We start from the raw sequence: 18,601 nt of genomic DNA, 5'->3' as shown, positions 1-18,601 counted from the left end.
CATGGCCGGCCCTGCCCTCATACCTGCTGGTGATTTCCGCACCTCCTATGCGGCCGACACCACGATCTTCCCGACGGCGACCAGCCGCAATTTTGCGATCGTAGGCGTGCTGCTGCTCTGCCTCGTGCCGCAATTCCTTGGCGGCTACTGGCTCAGCATTCTGATCCAGATCGGCATCTTCTCGATCGCGGCGCTCGGGTTGAACATCCTGGTCGGCTTCACCGGCCAGATCTCGATCGGGCATGCCGCCTTCTTCCTGCTCGGTGCCTTCACCTCGGCCTACATCTCCAACAATGCGCCGATCCCGGTGTTTTTCGCGATCCCGCTCGCAGGCGTCGTCACCGCGCTGGTCGGGCTGGTCTTCGGCATTCCGGCGGCGCGGCTGAAGGGCCTTTACCTCGTCATCGCGACGCTCGCCGCGCAATATATCCTGCTCGACTTCTTCTCGCGCGCCGAGTGGTTCACCGGCGGCTCGGTGCCGGCCAGCGCCAATCCGTTCTCGATCTTCGGCTTCACCTTGCGCGGCGACAAGCAGTATTTCTACGTCGTGCTGGCCTATGTGCTGGCGAGCTACATCCTCGTCACCAATCTGATGCGCACGCGCGACGGCCGCGCGCTGGTGGCGATCCGCGACCATTATCTCTCCGCCGAGATCATGGGCATCAACCTCACCAAATACCGCACGCTGTCGTTCGGCCTCGCCGCCTTCTTCGCCGGCATCGCCGGCGCGCTCTATGCGCACTACCAGCTCGTGGTCTCCCAGGAAGGTTTCGGCATCGAGCGCTCGATCCTGTTCCTGGCGATGATCATCATCGGCGGCACGGGTTCGATCATGGGCACGCTGATGGGCACCGCCTTCGTGGTGCTGCTGCCGGAGTCGATGGAGTTCCTCAGCATCTATTTGAAGGGCGGCGCGATCGACAAGGCGCTTTCGCTCAACAACAACATCACCTTCCTGCGCGAGATCGCGATCGGCGTGATCATCATCGCGTTCCTGATGTTCGAGCCTGACGGGCTCGCGCATCGCTGGCGGCAGATCAAGGCGTACTGGAAACTCTACCCGTTCTCGCATTGAAAACGGGCAACTTGCTAACCAACGAATAAAACAGGAGGAGGCAACCAATGAAGACAAAATCCCTTTTGAGCACTGCATCGCTCGCGCTGGTGATCGCCGCATTCTCGGCGAGCGCGCAGGCCCAGATCGCGATCGGGCATCTCGCCGACTATTCCGGCGGCACCTCCGACGTCGGCACGCCCTACGGCCAGGCGGTCGCCGACACCTTCGCCTGGGTCAACAAGAACGGCGGCGTCGGCGGCAAGCAGCTCAACGTCGACACCAACGACTACGGCTACCAGGTGCCGCGCGCGATCGCGCTCTACAAGAAATGGTCGGCTCCGGACAGCAAGGTCGCAGCGATCATGGGCTGGGGCACCGCCGACACCGAGGCGCTGACCGGCTTCCTCGCCCAGGACAAGATCCCCGATCTCTCCGGCTCCTATGCCGCCGCGCTGACCGATCCCGAAGGCGTCAGCGGCAAGGCCAAACCCGCTCCTTACAATTTCTTCTACGGCCCAAGCTATTCGGACTCGCTGCGCGCGATGCTGATGTGGGCGGCCGAGGACTGGAAGGCCAAGGGCAAGCCCGGCAAGCCGAAATTCGTGCACATGGGCGCCAACCATCCTTATCCGAACGCGCCGAAGGCCGCAGGCGAAGCCATGGCGCAGGAGCTCGGCTTCGAGGTGCTGCCGCCGTTGGTGTTCGCGCTCACACCGGGTGACTACAGCGCGCAGTGCCTGAGCCTGAAATCCTCCGGCGCCAACTACGCCTATCTCGGCAACACCGCGGCTTCCAACATCTCCGTCCTGAAGGCTTGCAAGACCGCCGGCGTCGAGATTCAGTTCCTCGGCAATGTCTGGGGCATGGACGAGAACGCCGCCAAGACCGCCGGAGACGCCGCCAACGGCGTGATCTTCCCGCTGCGCACCGCGGTGAGCTGGGGCGGCGATGCGCCCGGCATGAAGACGGTGATGGAGATCTCCAAGATATCCGACCCCACCGGCAAGGTCTACCGGCCCGTGCATTACGTCGCGGCGGTCTGCTCGGCGCTCTACATGAGGGAGGCGCTCGACTGGGCTGCCAAGAACGGCGGAGCGACCGGCGAGAACGTCGCCAAGGGCTTCTACCAGAAGAAGGACTGGGTGCCGGCCGGAATGGACGGCGTCTGCAATCCCTCGACCTGGACCGACAAGGACCACCGCGGCACGCTGAAGGTCGACCTCTATCGCACCAAGATCGCGGGTGCGACCGACGGCGACCTCAACGATCTCATGGCCAAGGGCACGATCAAGCTCGAGAAGGTCAAGACCGTCGAACTGCCGCGCAAAGCGGAATTGCTGGGGTGGTGATTTCGATCTCGGACGTCATGGCCGGGGAAAAGCGCGAAGCGCGTCTTCGCGCAGACGTCCCGGCCATCCACGTCTGACCACTCGGCACGAAGAACGTGGATGCCCGGGACAAGCCCGGGCATGACGAGCGCACCAAATTGGCGGCACACCTAATGACCGAAATTCACGAAGCCACTCGTCCCTCGCCCAGTATAGTGCCCGCGCCACCCCTTCTCGGCGTGCGTAATATCGAGGTCGTCTATGACGACGTCATCCTGGTGCTGCGCGGCCTCAGCCTCGACGTGCCCAAGGGCGCGATCGTGGCGCTGCTCGGGGCCAATGGCGCCGGCAAGTCGACGACGCTGAAGGCGATCTCGGGGCTGCTTAAGACCGAGGACGGCGAGGTCACGCGCGGCGAGATCCTGTTCGAGGGCGAGCGGATCAACGGCATCGATCCCGACAAGATCGTCCGCCGCGGCATCTTCCAGGTGATGGAGGGCCGCCGCATCATCGCCGACATGACGTCGCTGGAGAACCTCAAGCTCGGCGCCTTCACCCGCAGGGACCGCGAGGTCGATGCCGACATCGACATGGTCTTCAACTATTTCCCGCGCCTGAAGGAGCGCACCGGCCTTGCCGGCTATCTCTCCGGCGGCGAGCAGCAGATGCTCGCGATCGGCCGCGCGCTGATGGCACGCCCCAAGATGATCCTGATGGACGAACCGTCGATGGGCCTGTCGCCGCTGCTGGTGAAGGAGGTGTTTTCCATCATCCAGAAGATCAACCGCGACCTCGGCGTCACCATCTTGCTGGTCGAGCAGAACGCGCGCGCCGCGCTGTCGGTGGCGAGCCACGGCTACATAATGGAGCAGGGCAAGGTCGTGCTCGACGGCACCGCGGACGAATTGCGCGACAACGAGGACGTCAAGGAATTCTACCTCGGCGGCGCCGGCGACCAGCGCAAGAGCTTCAAGAACCTCAAGAGCTTCAAGCGGCGCAAGCGCTGGCTTTGACAAAGCGTTTTCAAGCGAAGCGGGAACCGGTTCGCGCGAAGAAAACGCGTCAAAACAAAAGAACTCTAACCTTCCAACACCTGCTCCGCTTCCGTGACTGCGCAGAGAACATGATAGAACGACGACGCAGGAATGGTGTCGACCAGCGATTTGCCGTCGCGATCGAACTGGTCGTACCAGCCGCCCCGCACGGGATGGCTGAGATAATGCCGCTCGAGCCGCACCAGGGCCGCGCGCGCCTCATCCGCCGCGCCCGCCTCGCCGGACTCGGCCTGTGCAATCCACGCCTTCGCGATCTCGGTCTGCGGCCACAGCCGGCGCGTGCTGCGGCGGATGTTGCCGGTGGCATCACCCTCGTCGATCAGGCAGCCCGTCGCCTCGTCGCGATAGCGCAGCGCGGTCGCCAGCAGTTCCGCACGCCGCTGCCCGGTCGGGCAGCCCGTGATGCGCTCAAATCCCTTCAGCAGCCAGACCCACTCCGCCTGATGGCCAGCCTCGACGCTGACCGGCTCGATCTTCGACCAGTCCTCCTCGAAATACTCCGACAACACGTGCTTCTGCTTGTCGTAGAGGTTGGCGAGGAACAGCGCGAAGAACTCGCCGGCGCGATTCTGGAACGACAGATCGTGGGTCGCGTCGAAGCACGCGATCATCGCCTCGAACAGATGCATGTGCGGGTTCTGCCGGCGCGGCAGCGAGACCGGCAGCCCCTCGTGGACGCCGCCATGCGGCGAGCGCAGGTGGCCGTCGAGGAAGGCGAGCAGCGTGTCGATCTCGGCGCGAACCTGCGCGTCCTTGTCGAGCGCATAGACGGTCGCAAGCGCAAACAGAATAAAGGCGTGGTCGTAGGCGTCGCGCCGACCGTCCATCACCGCGCCCTCCGGCGTCAGCCGGTGCACATAGCCGGGCCGGCCGTCGGGCGCCTTCGCGCGTGCCAGCAGGTGCTCCAGCCCCTTCAGCGCGATGGCGCGCCCCTCGGGATACCAGCCCATCTGTGCCGCCTTGGCGTAGCAGTAGATCTGGCGGGCCTGCACGAACACGCGCCGCGGCGCGGCGGCATCCGCCGTGCCGTCGCGGTGCAGCCGGTCGATGAAGCCGCCCGCGACAGGGTCCCAGCCGACGGTCGACCACAGCGGCATCGCGTCGTCGATCATGCGGCGCTTCAGGCGCGCGACGACACCAGCCGTCTCCTCCGCCGCCTTGATCCGTTCGTCCGCCATCTCGCGCTCTCCACGTCCCGACAATGGCCGTCTGATACCCATGCCAGCGGCGGCGTGCAACGGATGCCAACCCGGAAAGATCAGCCATGACCGCCCATTACGACGCCCTCGAGACGCGCGAGCAAGCCGCGCGCGAGGCCGAGCTGTTTTCGCGCCTGCCGGGCGTGCTGCGCAGCGCGATAACGGCGCCCGCCTATGCCGAGCGGCTCAAAGGCGTGGATCCGGCCACGGTGACCACGCGCGCGGCGCTGGCGCGCCTGCCGGTGCTGCGCAAGTCGGAACTGCCGGCCCTGCACAAGGCCTCCGCGCCCTTCGGCGGCTTCGTGGCGGCGGCACCGGGCTCGTTCGCCCGGCTCTTCACCTCCCCGGGCCCGATCTTCGAGCCGGAGGGCCGGCAGGCCGATCCCTGGCGCGGCGCACGGGCGCTGTTCGCGGCTGGGTTCCGGCCCGATGACATCGTGCTCAACACCTTCAGCTACCACCTCACCCCCGGCGGCTTCATCTTCGATGCTTCGGCGCGCGCGCTCGGCTGCGCGGTGATCCCGGCCGGGCCCGGCAATACCGAGCAGCAATTCGAGCTGATCGAGGCCTACCGGCCGGTCGGCTATAGCGGCACGCCCGACTTCCTGAAGATCCTGCTCGATGCAGCGGCGACCGCGGGCCGCGACGTCTCCTCGATCAAGCGCGCGCTGGTCTCGGGTGCGGCCTTCCCGCCCTCGCTCCAGGCCGAGATCAAGGCGCGCGGCATCGACGCCTACCAGGCCTTCGGCACCGCCGATCTCGGCCTCATCGCCTTCGAGACGGAGGCGCGCGAGGGCATGGTCGTGAACGAAGGCCTGATCATGGAGATCGTCAAGCCCGGCACCGGCGATCCCGTTGCGGAAGGCGATGTCGGCGAGATCGTCGTCACCTCGCTCGACCCGCACCATCCCTGGATCCGCCTCGCACTCGGCGACCTCACCGCGGCGCTGCCGGGCCCGAGCAGATGCGGTCGCACCAACATGCGGATCAAGGGCTGGATGGGCCGCGCAGACCAGACGACCAAGGTCAAGGGCATGTTCGTCCGTCCCGAGCAGGTCGCCGAGATCAGCAAGCGGCATTCCGCACTCGGCCGCCTGCGTCTCGTCGTCACGCGCCAGGGCGAGACCGATGCGATGACGCTGAAGGCGGAAACGGCGGCAGCAAGCGAGGCTCTGCGCGAGGAGATCGCGGGCACGCTGCGGATGGTGACAAAGCTCGGTGGCGCGGTCGAGCTGGTCGGCCCCGGCACGCTGCCGAACGACGGCAAGGTGATCGCGGACGAGCGGTAACCCAAGCCCGCCTTCGACGGCGATGTAAAATCGCACATCATTGGCGATTCTCCCCCGGCAGGTGGGCATTTCGGCCCCGTTTGGATCGCCTTGGGGGCGCGCCAGCGGAACCTTGCATCACCCCACCGGCTCCCGTATTACCGGACCGTGAGCAAACCGGGCATGCGCCTTCATTGCAGCCGGCAGAATCCGGCTTTCCCTGGACCTAAAACGTGCTTGAGCGAACCCTCGTCACCATCGCCGAGACAGAGACGATTGAGGAAGCCTTCCGGCGCCTCAACGCCAACAGGCTCGGCATCCTCTTTGCGCAGGATTCGGCCGGACGAATCGTCGGCGCGGTGACCGATGGCGACATCCGCCGGCGGATGCTGACGGGCATCACGATTCACGACCAGGTAGCAGCCTGCATCAACCGCAACTTCGTCTGGGCACAGGCCGGAGGACCACGGGAGCAGATTCTCAAACTGCTCGACCAGCGCGTGCACGTCGTCCCCATCCTCGACACCGACGGCCGGCTGGTCGACGTGTTCAGCCGCGAGCTGTTCAACCTGTCGGAGGAGAGCGAGGTGTTCGCGCGCGCCCGCTCGCCGGTCCGCATCTCCTTCTCCGGCGGCGGCACCGATCTCACGCACTACTTCGTGGAGAATGACGGCGGCGCGGTGATCAACGCCACGATCAAGATGTATGCGCACGCGACGTTGCGGCGTCGGAGCGATCCCCGCATCCGGATTTATTCGCACGATTTTCGCTGCACGGTCGAGGCCGGCAGTCTCGCCGAGCTCGGCACGGGCGGCGATCTCGCCCTGATCAAATCGGTGGTGCGCCTGATCAAGCCGACCTACGGGTTCGACCTCGAAGTCTCCGCCGATTTCCCGGTCGGCTCCGGCCTCGGTGGCTCGGCGGTGGTCTCCTCCGCCATCATCGGATGCTTCAACGAATTCCGCGGCGACCAGTGGGATCGCCACGAGATCGCGGAAATGGCGTTCCAGGCCGAGCGGCTGATGCTCAACATTCCCGGCGGCTGGCAGGATCAATATGCCACCGTGTTCGGCGGCTTCAACCACATGGAGTTCTCCTCCGACCAGAACACCATCGTACCGCTACGTCTCGACCCCAACATCATTGCCGAGCTCGAGGAGAGCCTGGTGCTCTGCTACAGCGGGGGAGGTCATGACTCCGGCGCGATTCATCGCGACCAGAAAGCTCAGCACGAGACGGCCGACGCGGTGACCGCCGCTGCCAAGCAGAAGGAGGTGACGCGCGAGATCCGCAAGCATCTCCTTCGCGGCCGGCTGCTGGATTGCGGACGCCTGATCGACGAAGCCTGGCACGCCAAGCGTAAGCTCAGCTCCAAAATCTCTTCAAGCGAGCTCGACGCCATCTACGATTTTGCCAAGTCGAACGGCGCCGTCGGCGGCAAGCTGCTGGGCGCCGGCGGCGGCGGCTACTTCATGTTCTTCGTGCGTCCGTTCGAGCGCTACCAGCTCATCGCGTCGCTGGAACAGCAGGGGCATAACTGCTCGCGCATCATGTTCGAAGAGAACGGGCTGCGGACGTGGAAATCGCGCTTTCCCGCGCGCTCCACCTGACGCATGTGAGACGAGAATGTTGATGATACCGCCCAAACAGCCAGCTCCGATCCGTATCGGCAACCGCCTTCTGGGTGACGGCGAGCCTTGCTACGTCATCGCCGAGGTCGGCAACAACCATAACGGCGATTTCGACCGCGCCATCGCACTGGTCGATGCGGCGGTCGCGGCCGGCGCGGACTGCGCCAAATTCCAGATGCGAAAGCTCGACGAGGTCTACCGCGCCTCCTCGCTCTCCGGAAAGGACGACGACCTCGCCGTCGAATACACGCTCGATCTGCTCCGCCGCTTCGAGCTGACGACGGAGCAGCAGAAGAAGATCGCCGACTACTGCGCCTCGAAGGGCATTCAGTATCTCTGCACGCCCTGGGATGCGAAGAGCGTCGCAGTGCTCGAGGGCTTCGGCGTGCAAGCCTACAAGGTCGCCTCCGCCGACCTGACCAACCTTCCCCTGCTCGCAAGGCTGATCGCGACCGGCAAGACGCTGATCGTCTCGACCGGCATGAGCACGACGGAGGAAATCAAGACCGCGGCAGAATTCCTCGACGAGCGCAAAGCGGGTTATGTGCTGCTGCACTGCCAGAGCACCTATCCCGCGGCCCTGCACAACATCCATCTGCGCTTCATGGATACGCTGCGGGAGATCCACCCGCTCGTCGGCTATTCCGGCCATGAGCGCGGTACCGCGGTATCGACCGCGGCGGTCGCCCTCGGTGCGATCGTGATCGAGCGCCACATCACGCTCGACCGCGAGATGGAGGGCCCGGACCATGCCGCGAGCCTGGAGCCGGAAGAGTTCAAGGCGCTCGTCACCGGCATCCGCGAGGTGGAAGCGGCGCGCGGCGAAAAGCTCGCCGAGCGCGCGCTCAGCCAGGGCGAGTTGATCAACCGCGAAAACCTCGCAAAGAGCCTCGTCGCTGCGCGCGACATCGAAGCCGGCACGGTCATCTCCGACGACGACATCGCCGTGAAGAGCCCGGGCCAGGGCCTGTCCCCGCTGAAGATGCCGGCCCTGATCGGCAAGACTCTCAAGCGCAGGATGGCGGCCGACGACTATTTCTTCCAGAGCGACCTCGACGAGGGCGCCGCGAAGGCGCGCCGTTACCGTTTCGACCGCCCCTGGGGCGTGCCGGTGCGCTACCACGACACCGAGCGCTTCCTGGAAATCTGCGAGCCCGACATCATCGAATTCCATCTCAGCTACAGCGACATGGAGCGCGATCCGGCGGCGTATCTCTCCGGCACCTATGATCTCGGCTTCGTCGTGCATGCCCCGGAGCTGTTCGCCGGCTCCAAGCTGATGGACCTCGCCACGCCGGACGAGGCGTTGCGCCGCTATTCGCTCGAGCAGACGCAGGCGGTGATCGACATCACCCGCGGCCTCAAGAAGTTCTTTCCCAAGACGAAACGCCCGCCGATCGTCGCCAATATCGGCGGCTTCACCATGGACGAGCCGCTGCCGCCGGAAGAGAAGGCCGAGCGTTACAGGATCTTTGCGCAGAGCCTGAAAGAGCTCGACATGGACGGTGTCGAGCTGACGCCGCAGACCATGGCGCCCTTCCCCTGGCACTTCGGCGGCCAGCGGCACCAGAACATCTTCATCTTCCCGGAGGAGTCGGCCGCCTTCTGCGCCAGGCATGATCTGCGTATGTGCGTCGACATCTCCCACACCAAGCTCGCTGCCAACCATTTCGGCTTCGACTTCGCGCAAGGCCTCGCCCAGCTCGGCCCCCATACCGCGCATCTGCATTTCGGCGACGCCAAGGGATTGGACGGTGAAGGCCTCCAGGTCGGCGAAGGCGAGATCGATTTCGACGAGATCGGAAAAGTGCTGCGCAAGCATGCGCCCACCGCATCCTTCATTCCCGAGATCTGGCAGGGCCACAAGAACATGGGCGAAGGCTTCTGGACCGCGCTCGAACGTCTCGAGGGACACATCTGATGGCGCGCAAGACGCTGGCCGTGATCGCTGCACGCGGCGGCTCCAAAGGCATTCCGCACAAGAACCTGCTCGATCTCTGCGGCAAGCCGCTGATCGCCTGGACGGTCGAGCAGGCGCGCGCCGCGCAGGGCGTCGACGTGGTGGCTGTCTCGTCCGACAGCGACAAGATTCTGCAGGCGGCGGAAGCCGCCGGCGCGGTGGGCGTGCGGCGTCCCGACGACATTTCGGGCGACCTCGCCTCCTCCGAGTCCGCCTGGCTGCATGCGCTCAACGCCATCGACGAGCGGATGGGCCGCTTCGAGCGCATTGTCGCGCTCCAGGCGACCTCACCGATCCGCGAACCCGACGACATCGAGAAGGCGCTTGCGACCTTCGATCGCGAGCATCTCGACAGCCTGCTCTCGGTCTGCGAGGTCGAGGACTATTTCAACTGGCGCATCGGCCAAAACGGGCCGGAGCCGATCAACTACGACTATCACAACCGCCGCATGCGGCAACAGATCGAGAAGCGTTACCTGGAGAACGGCTCGTTCTACGTATTGATTCCTTCACTCCTGCGCGAACAGAACAATCGTCTCGGCGGCAAGATCGGCTTTCACCTGATGGAGCGCCACAAGATGTTCCAGATCGACCGCCCCGAAGACGTCAAGCTCTGTGGGGCAATCATGCGCAGTTACGGCTATGCCTGATCTCAGCGCCTTCTCTCTCGCAGGCAAGATCGCGGTCGTGACAGGCGCCTCGCGCGGCATTGGCGCTGCGATTGCGAGCGGCCTGAAGGAGGCCGGCGCCACGGTATTCGGTCTCAGCCGTTCCGGGACTGCGCCGCAGGGCGTGACCGCGATTGCCTGCGATCTCTCCGATGATGCCGCGATCGGGCGTGCTTTCAACGCCATCGCGGCGCAAGGCGGACGTATCGACGCGTTGGTCAACGCGGCCGGCATCAGCCTTCCTCCGCAGAGCGCCGAAAGCGAGCTGGCGCGCTTCCGCGCTACGGTCGCGACCGACCTCACCGGCGTCTACGCCACGATCCTTGCCGCCTATCCGCTTCTGAAGACGACGGGCTCGGCCGCGATCGTCAACGTCACCAGCATCAACTCGATCCGCGGTTTCCCCGGCAATCCCGGCTATGTCGCGGCGAAAGCCGGACTCGCCGGGCTGACGCGCGCGCTGGCCGCCGACTATGCGCCCGATGGCATCCGCGTCAACGCGCTTGCGCCGGGTTATGTCGCAACCGAGATGACCGCGAAGAGCTATGCCGATCCCGCCATGCACGAAGATCGGCGCCGCCACACCATGCTCGGCCGCTGGGGACAGCCCGCGGACATGGTGGGCGCAGCGATCTTCCTGGCGTCGGACGCGTCGGCCTATGTGACGGGCCAGGAGATCTTCGTCGACGGCGGCTGGACCGCCAAGGGCCTCGCCATCAGCTCGGATAGCAAATCGTGACCGCAACGCTGCAACGTATCGGCTTCATGCAGGGACGCCTGTCGGCCCTGGTCGACGGCAAGATCCAGGCGTTCCCGTGGAATGAATGGCGCGAGGAATTTCCCCGCGCGAAGGCGCTCGGCCTGACGCGGATGGAATGGACCATCGATCAGGAGCGGCTGCGGGAAAACCCGCTCACGACCGAATCCGGCCGGGCGGAGATCATCGCCCTGGCACGCGAGAACGGTCTGCGCATTCCGAGCCTGACCGGGGACTGCTTCATGCAGGCGCCGTTCTGGAAGGTCGACGCCGTCGTGCGCGACGCGCTCGTCAACGATCTCGATCTGCTGATCGCCGCCTGTAGCCGGATCGGCATCGAATTCGTCGTGATTCCGCTGGTCGACAACGGCAAGATCGAACGCGAGAGCGAGAGCGATACGCTTAAGCGGGTGCTGATCGCCCGCCGCGAACAGCTTGCCAGACAGAACGTCAAGATCGTCTTCGAATCCGATCTGCCGCCGCGCGATCTCGCCCGGTTCATGGAGGCGTTCCCGGCAGACGTCTTCGGCATCAACTACGACAGCGGCAACAGCGCCTCGCTCGGCTATGACAGCAGCGAGGAGATCGAGGCCTACGCGCCGCGCATTCTCAATGTGCACGTGAAGGACCGCATTCGCGGCGGTACGACCGTGCCGCTCGGCACCGGCAACGCCGATCTCGCCAAGACGATCCGGCTGATCGAGCGCTCCGGCTACGAGGGTCAGTATATCCTGCAAACCGCACGCGCCGCCGACGGCGACCACGCGGGCGCGCTCGCCAGATATCGCGACATGACGGTCGGCTGGATCGAGGACGCGATGCGATGAAGCTCGAGCTCGACGATCGTGTCGCCCTCGTCACCGGCGCCAGCCGCGGCATCGGCCTTGCCATTGCCGTTGCCCTTGCCGCCGAGGGAGCGAAGGTCGCGCTGGCTGCACGCGGCTCGGATGCGCTGAACGCGGCGCGCGCGACCGTCGGCGGAGACAACTCGATCCATATCGCCGACGTCACCGATCCCGCCGCCGCCGCGGCACTGGTGCAGGACGTCGACAAGCAATGGGGCCGCCTCGACATCCTCGTCTGCAACGTCGGCAGCGGCGCGTCCGTGCCGCCTGGCAAGGAAACCGCGGCGGAATGGTCGCGGGTGATGGACCTCAATTTCTTCGCCACCACCAACACGATCGAAGCCGCACGCCCGCTGATGGCGCGCGGCAGCGGCGACCGGTCCATCATCTGCATTTCCTCGATCGCAGGCATGGCAGCGCTCGGCGCGCCCGTGACCTACTACGCCGCGAAAGCGGCGCTGAACGCGACCGTACGCGGACTGGCGCGGCCGCTGGCGCTCGAGGGCATCCGCATCAATGCGGTCGCGCCGGGCAATATCCTGGCCGCCGAGGGGACCTGGGCGCGCAAGCTCGCCGAGAACAAGGCCGCGGTCGAGGACATGCTGGTGCGCGAGGTGGCGCTGCGCCGGCTCGGCAGGCCGGAAGAGATCGCCGACCTCGTCGCGTTCCTTGCCTCGCCCCGCGCCGCCTTCATCACCGGCAGCGTCATGGTCGCCGATGGCGGCCAGTTGCGCAGCTGAACAGGAGCCCCCCGATGGCAAGCCCCTCCTCCCGCTATGACCTGACCGGCCGCACTGCGCTCGTGACCGGCGCCGGCGGCCTGCTCGGGCGGCAGCATGTCGCCGCACTCTCGGAAGCCGGGGCGCGCGTCGTCGTCACCGAAATCGGCCTCGCGCAGGCCGAGGCGGCCGTCGCTGCGCTGAAGCAGAGCACGCCCTCTGCCGATCTGATCGCGCTGGCGCTCGATGTCACCGCGCAGGACTCGGTACGCGCCGCGAACGAACAGCTGGCGAGCCGCGGCGTCACCGTCGACATTCTCGTCAACAACGCGGCCATCGATCCGAAGGTGACGTCGAGCCCCGGCGTCATGCACTCCTCGCGCTTCGAAGCGTTCCCGGTGCCGCAATGGCAGACCGAGATCGCGGTGGGCCTGACCGGCGCGATGCTGTGCGCGCAGGAATTCGGCGGACAGATGGCCAAACGCGGCCGCGGCGTTATCCTCAACATCGCCTCCGATCTCGGCGTGATCGCGCCGGACCAGCGGCTCTACCGCCAGCCGCATGTGACGCACGAGGAGGAGCAGCCGGTCAAGCCCGTGACCTACTCGGTGATCAAGCACGGGCTGATCGGTTTGACGAAGTATCTGGCGACCTACTGGGCCGACCATGGCGTGCGCGTCAACGCGATCTCGCCGGGCGGCGTCTTCAACAACCAGGACCCCGCCTTCGTGGAACGTCTCACCCGCCTGATCCCGATGGGGCGCATGGCCGAGGTCGACGAATATCGCGCCGCGGTCCAGTTCCTCTGCTCGGATGCCTCGAGCTACATGACCGGGCAGAACCTCGTTATGGATGGCGGGCGGAGCGTGTGGTAGCGGCTCGCACCGCTGCCGGCCAAACTCATAGCGTGGCAATCCGGCGAGACGTCGCCTCCACCCGCGCCCACAGCGCGATGATGTTGCGCTGACGCTGCGCGTGGCTTGCGTCGTCAGCGTCGAGCGAGCGGCACAAACGTGCAAGCACATCGACCCTGGGATCTCGAACATTCACAACGGCCTGCCTCACCGACGCAAAGGGATCGGATAGGTCCACGACGGCGGGCCCGCGTTCGTCTGCCGCGATCCTGAAGCAGGTCTTCGTGGAGCGACTGTCGACCCGCAGCGCAAACGGCGGCAGGGCCTGTGCAGTGAAGACCGCCTCCCAGGACGCCGTCTCGCCATCCGAGGGGCCGCTAACCACCGACGACGAGACATCGTCGTAGCCGAGCTCTGCAAGAAGCGCGATCAGATGGATGCCGTAGAAGCGGAGTGCGCCGCCGCCGCTGACGTCGAACCGCTTCCAGTTCGCGAGATTGGCGCGATAGTGATGCGCCATGAAGCTCCAGTCCAGCGAAAGACCATCGGTTCCCTCGCTGAGCACCGCGCGGAGCCGCTCTGCCCACGGCATGAAACGAAAGGTGTAGCCGACGCGATAGCGCTTGCCAGCGTGCTCGAACGCCTCGATGAGCTGCGTCGCAAGCCGCGGCGTCGGCGCGACCGGCTTCTCTAGGATCAACTCGCGGATGTCGGGCATGTCTGCCAGCCGCGCCATCCAGCCGGCCTGATCGGCAGGACGGAGCGCAACCACTGCACCGCTCGCCTGTGCCAACGCCTCCTCGGTGCCGGGACACCAGGTCACCTCGGGCACATATTGGACGAGCTCGCTTCGCCCGCCGACCACCGCACGGTAGCGCTCCGGCAGCGCCACCTTCATCCCGCACTCGATCAGCGCAGGCAGATACCCATACATCCCGAAACCCGATCCGAGGATCGTGAAAACGGGCGCCTCAGGCATGGAAATCGTCCGCGCCGAGCACGTCGATCACCGGCCCCTTGTATCCGTTTCCCTGGAGATACTGACGGATCTCACGCGAGATGTGCCAGGCGAGATTGAGCAACGGCTTGCCCTGGTCGCCATGCGCGAACAATTCGTCGTCGGACACGATCGGAATGCGCGTGCCCGGCACATAGTGCCCGATCTTGATCGAGCCGGGTTTCTCGTGGACGGCCACGATCTCCTTTTCGGTCAGTCCCAGCAACTTGACCAGGATCGCCGCACGGCCCGGAAACGCCTTGGCCCTGACAGGACCATGTGCCGCAATGATCTTCTTCAGCTCTTCGCCCTTGCGCGCCCTCCAGAGTTCGACGTCGCGCGCGAGCTGGGCGAACTCGGCCCGGAAATTGTTTTCGCGCGCGACGATCTCGGCTGCGACGGCATCGCTCTTCGCCGCGTGTCCGAGAATGACGCGGATATTGCCGCCATACCGTGCGGGAAATTCGACATTGACGATGTCGAGGCCAAGCGATCTCGCGATAAAGCTGAACGATTTGTACGAATAGGTGCGCGGATGCTCGTGATAGAAAGTGTCGAACTGATGCCGGTCCAGCACCGCGCCGAGATAGTGGTTCTCGATCACGATCACCGTCTGAGGCCCGAGCAGCGCCTTCAGCGCCGCAAGCACGCCGTTCAGATCCTCGATATGCGCGAAGACGTTGGTGAAGGTGATGATGTCGGGCGTGCCGACGGCACGACGGATCTCGGCCGCGGTCTCCGTGCTGAGATAGTTCTGCACCACGAAATGGCCCTTCGCGGCGGCGTCCTGCGCCGCGCCGGTCGGCTCGATGCCGGCCGTTGTCGCGCCGGCCTCACGGAAGAAATCGAGCAGGCTGCCGTCGTTGCAACCGATGTCGAGCGCGATCTTGCCGGTCAGGGGTCCCATCCGCTCCGCGCAGGTCGCCACGAGACCCTTCATTCCCGAGAGCACATCGGCGGTGAAACGCGAGCGGTAATGATAGTCCTTGGGGAAAAGATCCTCTTTCGGAACCTGGAAGCGCTGATGGCCAGTGGCGCAAGTCGGGCAGAAATCGATCAGAATCGGATATTCGCGGCACTGGCGCGAATCGCCGACCGCCACCAGGTCGTCGCACAGGGGATGCAGGCCGAGATCGAGCACCGGCACGAGCTTGTCGTTGCCGCAGACCTCGCAACTCTTGATCTCGGTAAGCGGTCTCGTCGACGTGGTGGTCATCATATTGATCCGATTTGACAGGCGGCTAGTTCAGCCTGGTGTTCATGAATGCGTCGATCTGGTCAACCATCACTGGCCTGACCGCGGCGCCCTGCTCGAACGCCTTGTACCACTCCACCACGGCGGACGCGGCACGATCGAGGCCCCAACGCGGCGCCCAGCCGAGATGAGCCCGCGCCTTGGAGCTGTCCAGCGACAGCAGCCGCGCCTCGTGCGGATGCTGTCCCGGCTGCGGCATCTGCTGCGGCGGAACGCCCCACAACAGCGCGAGGCGATCGACCAGCCAGCGCACCGTGCGCACGCTATCGGCGTCGGGGCCAAAATTCCATTCGCTGGAGAATGCAGCCGGATCGCGCCACAGATGCTCGGCGAGCAGAATGTAGCCCGACAGCGGCTCGAGCACGTGTTGCCAGGGCCGCACCGCATCGGGATTGCGGACCGGCACCGGCTGCCCGTTGCGGATCGCGGCGATCACATCGGGGACGAGACGATCCTGCGCCCAGTCGCCGCCACCGATCACATTGCCGGCGCGGGCGCTGGCGAAGCCGATCCGGTGAGTTCCGCTGAAGAACGAGGACCGATACGCCGCCGTGACCAGTTCCGCGCAGGCCTTGCTGCTGGAATAGGGATCCTTGCCGCCGAGCGGATCGGTCTCGCGGTAGCCCCACACCCATTCCTTGTTATCGTAGCATTTGTCGCTGGTGACGTTGACCACCACGCGCACGCCGGAGGTCCGCACCGCCTCGAAGACGTGCACGGTGCCCATGACGTTGGTCGCATAGGTGCCGACCGGATCGTCATAGGACGCCCGCACGATCGCCTGCGCCGCCATATGAAACACGATCTCGGGCTGGAATCGGTCGAACACCGCCTTGACCGCGAGTGGATCGCGGATATCGGCGAAGACCGATACGGTGTCCCGTGCAGTCTGCGCCAGGTCGAACAGGTTGGGGGTCGTCGACGGCGGCAGCGCGAGACCCGCGACCTCGGCGCCGAGATGGCGTAGCCACGCCACCATCCAGCCGCCTTTGAAGCCGGTGTGCCCGGTAACGAGAACGCGCTTCCCCGTCCAGAAAGCGGCGTTCATGGCCAGTGCTTCCAGGGCGCCTGCCCGCTGTCCCAGAGTTGTTCGAGGTGCAGCTTGTCCCGCAGCGTGTCCATCGCTTCCCAGAAGCCGGTGTGGCGGTAGGCCGCGAGCTGTCCGTCCTGCGACAGGCGCTTCAGCGGCTCCTGCTCCCAGATCGTGGCGTCGTCCCCGAGATAGTCGAAGATCGCCGGCTCCAGCACGAAGAAGCCGCCGTTGATCCAGCGACCGTCGCCCCGCGGTTTCTCCTCGAAATGCCGGACCACGTCGTCGCCGATGTCGAGCGCACCGAAACGCGCCGGCGGCTGGATCGCGGTAACCGTCGCATGGCGGCCGTGGGCGCGGTGAAATTCGCGTAGCGCGCCGATATCGACGTCCGCGAGGCCGTCGCCATAGGTCATGCAGAACGTCTCGTTGCCGACATAGTCCCTGACGCGCTTGAGACGGCCGCCGGTCATGGTGTTGAGGCCGGTGTCGACCAACGTCACCTTCCAGTGCTCGGCGAACTTGTTGTGCACTTCCATCGCATTGTTGGCGAGGTCGAAGGTGACGTCCGCCATGTGGAGGAAGTAGTTAGCGAAATATTCCTTGATGACGTAGGACTTGTAGCCACAGCAGATGATGAATTCGTCGATACCGTGCGACGAGAATATCTTCATGATGTGCCACAGGATCGGCTTGCCGCCGATCTCGATCATGGGTTTCGGCTTGATGTGGCTCTCTTCGGTGATGCGAGTCCCGAAGCCACCTGCCAGAATCACGGCCTTCATGCTCATACCCGTCCAGCAGAAAACGTCACATCAGAACGATTAGTCTAGTCTTGTCAACAAGATCCAACTGTCCCCGCCTGTTCCCGGAACGGTTGAAGTTGCCGACTTACCTGCTAAAGAAACGATTGAAGGATGGCAACCCCACCACCGGCGCGCCAGTCCCCTCGGGCGGCCGCCGGCTGCCCGACTCCCCCCGCGGGGGGAGTAATCCCGCCCGATGGACGTCCTGGAGGATTGATGCGGAAGAAGATCAGCCTTGTGACGCCCTGCTACAACGAGGAGGCGGGAATCCGTGAATGCTACGCGGCGGTCAAGGAAATCTTCGACCGTGAGCTTCCGGGTTACGAGCGCGAGCACATCTTCTGCGATAACGCCTCGAGCGACCGGACGGTGGAGATTCTCAAGGAGATCGCAGCCGAGGATCCCTCGGTGAAGGTCATCGTGAACGCCCGGAATTTCGGCGTGTTGAGGAACACCTACAACGGCGTGCTGGCCTCGACAGGCGACGCCACCATATTGTTCATGCCCGCGGATTTGCAGGACCCGCCGTCGCTGATCCCGACTTTCGTCAAGCATTGGGAAGACGGCAGATCGTGTTCGGCATCCGGGCGCGACGCGAGGAGCCGTTCCTGAGCCGCACGGCCCGCCACATGTACTACAAGATGATCAGCCGCATGTCCTATGTCGACTATCCGGCCGACGTCGGCGACTATCAGCTGGTCGACCGCAAGGTGCTCGACGCCATGAAGCAGTTCGAGGACGTCCAGCCCTTCATGCGCATGATGCCGTTCGAATGCGGCTTCCGCTCGATCGGCGTGCCCTACACCTGGCTCGCGCGAAAGCACGGCATATCCCGCAACCGGCTGTCGAGCCTGATCGACCAGGGGCTGCTCGGCGCCATCAGCTTCTCGACCGTGCCGCTACGTACCGCGTTCTTCTTCGGACTGATCATCTCGTCGCTGAGCTTCGCCTATGCGTTCGTCGTGTTCCTGCTCAAGTTAGCCGGCTTCGACATCGGTCCGCACGGCATCCCCACGATCGTCATCGGCCTGTTCTTCTTCGGTGGCGTGCAGTTGTTTTTCCTCGGCGTGCTCGGCGAATATATCGTCGCGATCTACAACCAGGTCCGGCGACGGCCGATCGTTGTCGAGCGCGAACGGATCAATTTCTGACCGACCTGACGTCCGGTGACG

The 18,601-nt window shown here is 65.0% G+C and carries 18 protein-coding genes; 13 read left to right on the top strand and 5 right to left on the bottom strand.

Going from position 1 to position 18,601, the window contains the following annotated elements:
• Position 1: 1 nt before the first annotated feature.
• The 3 genes from EI171_RS17530 (at position 2) to EI171_RS17520 (ending at position 3,398) form a co-directional block, all read left to right on the top strand.
• Positions 2-1,075, top strand: coding sequence for a branched-chain amino acid ABC transporter permease (locus tag EI171_RS17530; RefSeq protein WP_011088706.1), 1,074 nt, complete (start codon positions 2-4; stop codon positions 1,073-1,075).
• Between the two features lie 47 nt (positions 1,076-1,122).
• The gene (locus EI171_RS17525; RefSeq protein WP_038967029.1) at positions 1,123-2,406 is read left to right on the top strand and encodes an ABC transporter substrate-binding protein; all 1,284 of its coding nucleotides are present in this window, start codon (positions 1,123-1,125) and stop codon (positions 2,404-2,406) included.
• Between the two features lie 152 nt (positions 2,407-2,558).
• The gene (locus tag EI171_RS17520; RefSeq protein ID WP_161534277.1) at positions 2,559-3,398 is read left to right on the top strand and encodes an ABC transporter ATP-binding protein; all 840 of its coding nucleotides are present in this window, start codon (positions 2,559-2,561) and stop codon (positions 3,396-3,398) included.
• 65 nt (positions 3,399-3,463) lie between these two features.
• On the opposite strand, the gene EI171_RS17515 is transcribed toward EI171_RS17520, so the two are convergent.
• On the bottom strand, positions 3,464-4,618 hold the full coding sequence (locus EI171_RS17515) for an AGE family epimerase/isomerase (protein ID WP_161534276.1): 1,155 nt from the start codon (positions 4,616-4,618) through the stop codon (positions 3,464-3,466).
• An 86-nt stretch (positions 4,619-4,704) separates the two neighbouring features.
• Here EI171_RS17515 and EI171_RS17510 point away from each other — a divergent pair, with 86 nt between their 5' ends.
• From EI171_RS17510 to EI171_RS17475, 8 genes are all read left to right on the top strand, one after another.
• The gene (locus EI171_RS17510) at positions 4,705-5,928 is read left to right on the top strand and encodes a phenylacetate--CoA ligase family protein (protein ID WP_161534275.1); all 1,224 of its coding nucleotides are present in this window, start codon (positions 4,705-4,707) and stop codon (positions 5,926-5,928) included.
• 212 nt (positions 5,929-6,140) lie between these two features.
• The gene (locus EI171_RS17505) at positions 6,141-7,517 is read left to right on the top strand and encodes a CBS domain-containing protein (protein WP_161534274.1); all 1,377 of its coding nucleotides are present in this window, start codon (positions 6,141-6,143) and stop codon (positions 7,515-7,517) included.
• A gap of 22 nt (positions 7,518-7,539) precedes the next feature.
• Positions 7,540-9,459: an N-acetylneuraminate synthase family protein gene (locus tag EI171_RS17500; protein ID WP_246740576.1), complete on the top strand. Its 1,920-nt coding sequence runs from the start codon at positions 7,540-7,542 to the stop codon at positions 9,457-9,459.
• The gene (locus EI171_RS17495; RefSeq protein WP_011088713.1) at positions 9,459-10,148 is read left to right on the top strand and encodes an acylneuraminate cytidylyltransferase family protein; all 690 of its coding nucleotides are present in this window, start codon (positions 9,459-9,461) and stop codon (positions 10,146-10,148) included. Before EI171_RS17500 ends, EI171_RS17495 begins: the two co-directional genes overlap by 1 nt.
• Positions 10,141-10,905, top strand: a complete 765-nt coding sequence (locus EI171_RS17490; protein ID WP_161534272.1) for an SDR family oxidoreductase — start codon at positions 10,141-10,143, stop codon at positions 10,903-10,905. Before EI171_RS17495 ends, EI171_RS17490 begins: the two co-directional genes overlap by 8 nt.
• Positions 10,902-11,750: a sugar phosphate isomerase/epimerase gene (locus tag EI171_RS17485; protein ID WP_246740575.1), complete on the top strand. Its 849-nt coding sequence runs from the start codon at positions 10,902-10,904 to the stop codon at positions 11,748-11,750. The genes EI171_RS17490 and EI171_RS17485 overlap by 4 nt, the downstream gene beginning before the upstream one ends.
• The gene (locus EI171_RS17480) at positions 11,747-12,508 is read left to right on the top strand and encodes an SDR family NAD(P)-dependent oxidoreductase (RefSeq protein WP_161534271.1); all 762 of its coding nucleotides are present in this window, start codon (positions 11,747-11,749) and stop codon (positions 12,506-12,508) included. The genes EI171_RS17485 and EI171_RS17480 overlap by 4 nt, the downstream gene beginning before the upstream one ends.
• A gap of 14 nt (positions 12,509-12,522) precedes the next feature.
• Positions 12,523-13,362, top strand: coding sequence for an SDR family oxidoreductase (locus EI171_RS17475; protein WP_161534270.1), 840 nt, complete (start codon positions 12,523-12,525; stop codon positions 13,360-13,362).
• Between the two features lie 25 nt (positions 13,363-13,387).
• Here EI171_RS17475 and EI171_RS17470 read toward each other — a convergent pair whose 3' ends face one another.
• Genes EI171_RS17470 through rfbF form a run of 4 tightly spaced genes read right to left on the bottom strand, consistent with a single transcriptional unit; the run spans position 13,388 to position 17,408 of the window.
• Positions 13,388-14,320 (bottom strand): hypothetical protein, encoded by a 933-nt coding sequence (locus EI171_RS17470; RefSeq protein WP_161534269.1) that lies wholly within the window; start codon positions 14,318-14,320, stop codon positions 13,388-13,390.
• Entirely contained in the window at positions 14,313-15,554 is a 1,242-nt protein-coding gene (locus EI171_RS17465; RefSeq protein WP_246740574.1) for a class I SAM-dependent methyltransferase, read from the bottom strand. The genes EI171_RS17470 and EI171_RS17465 overlap by 8 nt, the downstream gene beginning before the upstream one ends.
• 25 nt (positions 15,555-15,579) lie before the next feature.
• Entirely contained in the window at positions 15,580-16,641 is a 1,062-nt protein-coding gene (rfbG, locus tag EI171_RS17460; RefSeq protein WP_161534267.1) for a CDP-glucose 4,6-dehydratase, read from the bottom strand.
• Complete coding sequence (rfbF, locus tag EI171_RS17455) at positions 16,638-17,408, bottom strand: glucose-1-phosphate cytidylyltransferase (RefSeq protein ID WP_011088721.1); 771 nt, start codon at positions 17,406-17,408, stop codon at positions 16,638-16,640. Before rfbF ends, rfbG begins: the two co-directional genes overlap by 4 nt.
• A gap of 237 nt (positions 17,409-17,645) precedes the next feature.
• Between rfbF and EI171_RS45730 the strand changes: the two genes are divergently transcribed.
• Complete coding sequence (locus tag EI171_RS45730) at positions 17,646-18,041, top strand: glycosyltransferase (protein WP_246740573.1); 396 nt, start codon at positions 17,646-17,648, stop codon at positions 18,039-18,041.
• Complete coding sequence (locus EI171_RS45725; RefSeq protein WP_246740572.1) at positions 18,002-18,580, top strand: hypothetical protein; 579 nt, start codon at positions 18,002-18,004, stop codon at positions 18,578-18,580. Before EI171_RS45730 ends, EI171_RS45725 begins: the two co-directional genes overlap by 40 nt.
• The last annotated feature ends 21 nt before the right edge of the window (positions 18,581-18,601 follow it).

The sequence above is a fragment of the Bradyrhizobium sp. LCT2 genome (assembly GCF_009931255.1).
In the GTDB taxonomy this organism is placed as follows: Bacteria; Pseudomonadota; Alphaproteobacteria; order Rhizobiales; family Xanthobacteraceae; genus Bradyrhizobium; species Bradyrhizobium diazoefficiens.
The sequence above is the reverse complement of the archived record's forward strand: the minus strand, read 5'-3'. Positions and strand labels throughout refer to the sequence as shown.

What these genes read in the sequence shown, in the direction of transcription:
- EI171_RS17475 (WP_161534270.1), top strand. Translation starts at nt 12,523, where the DNA reads ATGGCAAGCCCCTCCTCCCGCTATGACCTGACCGGCCGCACTGCGCTC.
- EI171_RS17525 (WP_038967029.1), top strand. Translation starts at nt 1,123, where the DNA reads ATGAAGACAAAATCCCTTTTGAGCACTGCATCGCTCGCGCTGGTGATC.
- EI171_RS17470 (WP_161534269.1), bottom strand. Translation starts at nt 14,320, where the DNA reads ATGCCTGAGGCGCCCGTTTTCACGATCCTCGGATCGGGTTTCGGGATG.
- EI171_RS17480 (WP_161534271.1), top strand. Translation starts at nt 11,747, where the DNA reads ATGAAGCTCGAGCTCGACGATCGTGTCGCCCTCGTCACCGGCGCCAGC.
- EI171_RS17530 (WP_011088706.1), top strand. Translation starts at nt 2, where the DNA reads ATGGCCGGCCCTGCCCTCATACCTGCTGGTGATTTCCGCACCTCCTAT.
- EI171_RS17510 (WP_161534275.1), top strand. Translation starts at nt 4,705, where the DNA reads ATGACCGCCCATTACGACGCCCTCGAGACGCGCGAGCAAGCCGCGCGC.
- EI171_RS17465 (WP_246740574.1), bottom strand. Translation starts at nt 15,554, where the DNA reads ATGACCACCACGTCGACGAGACCGCTTACCGAGATCAAGAGTTGCGAG.
- EI171_RS17495 (WP_011088713.1), top strand. Translation starts at nt 9,459, where the DNA reads ATGGCGCGCAAGACGCTGGCCGTGATCGCTGCACGCGGCGGCTCCAAA.
- EI171_RS17490 (WP_161534272.1), top strand. Translation starts at nt 10,141, where the DNA reads ATGCCTGATCTCAGCGCCTTCTCTCTCGCAGGCAAGATCGCGGTCGTG.
- rfbG (WP_161534267.1), bottom strand. Translation starts at nt 16,641, where the DNA reads ATGAACGCCGCTTTCTGGACGGGGAAGCGCGTTCTCGTTACCGGGCAC.
- EI171_RS17500 (WP_246740576.1), top strand. Translation starts at nt 7,540, where the DNA reads ATGATACCGCCCAAACAGCCAGCTCCGATCCGTATCGGCAACCGCCTT.
- EI171_RS17520 (WP_161534277.1), top strand. Translation starts at nt 2,559, where the DNA reads ATGACCGAAATTCACGAAGCCACTCGTCCCTCGCCCAGTATAGTGCCC.
- EI171_RS45730 (WP_246740573.1), top strand. Translation starts at nt 17,646, where the DNA reads ATGCGGAAGAAGATCAGCCTTGTGACGCCCTGCTACAACGAGGAGGCG.
- rfbF (WP_011088721.1), bottom strand. Translation starts at nt 17,408, where the DNA reads ATGAAGGCCGTGATTCTGGCAGGTGGCTTCGGGACTCGCATCACCGAA.
- EI171_RS17515 (WP_161534276.1), bottom strand. Translation starts at nt 4,618, where the DNA reads ATGGCGGACGAACGGATCAAGGCGGCGGAGGAGACGGCTGGTGTCGTC.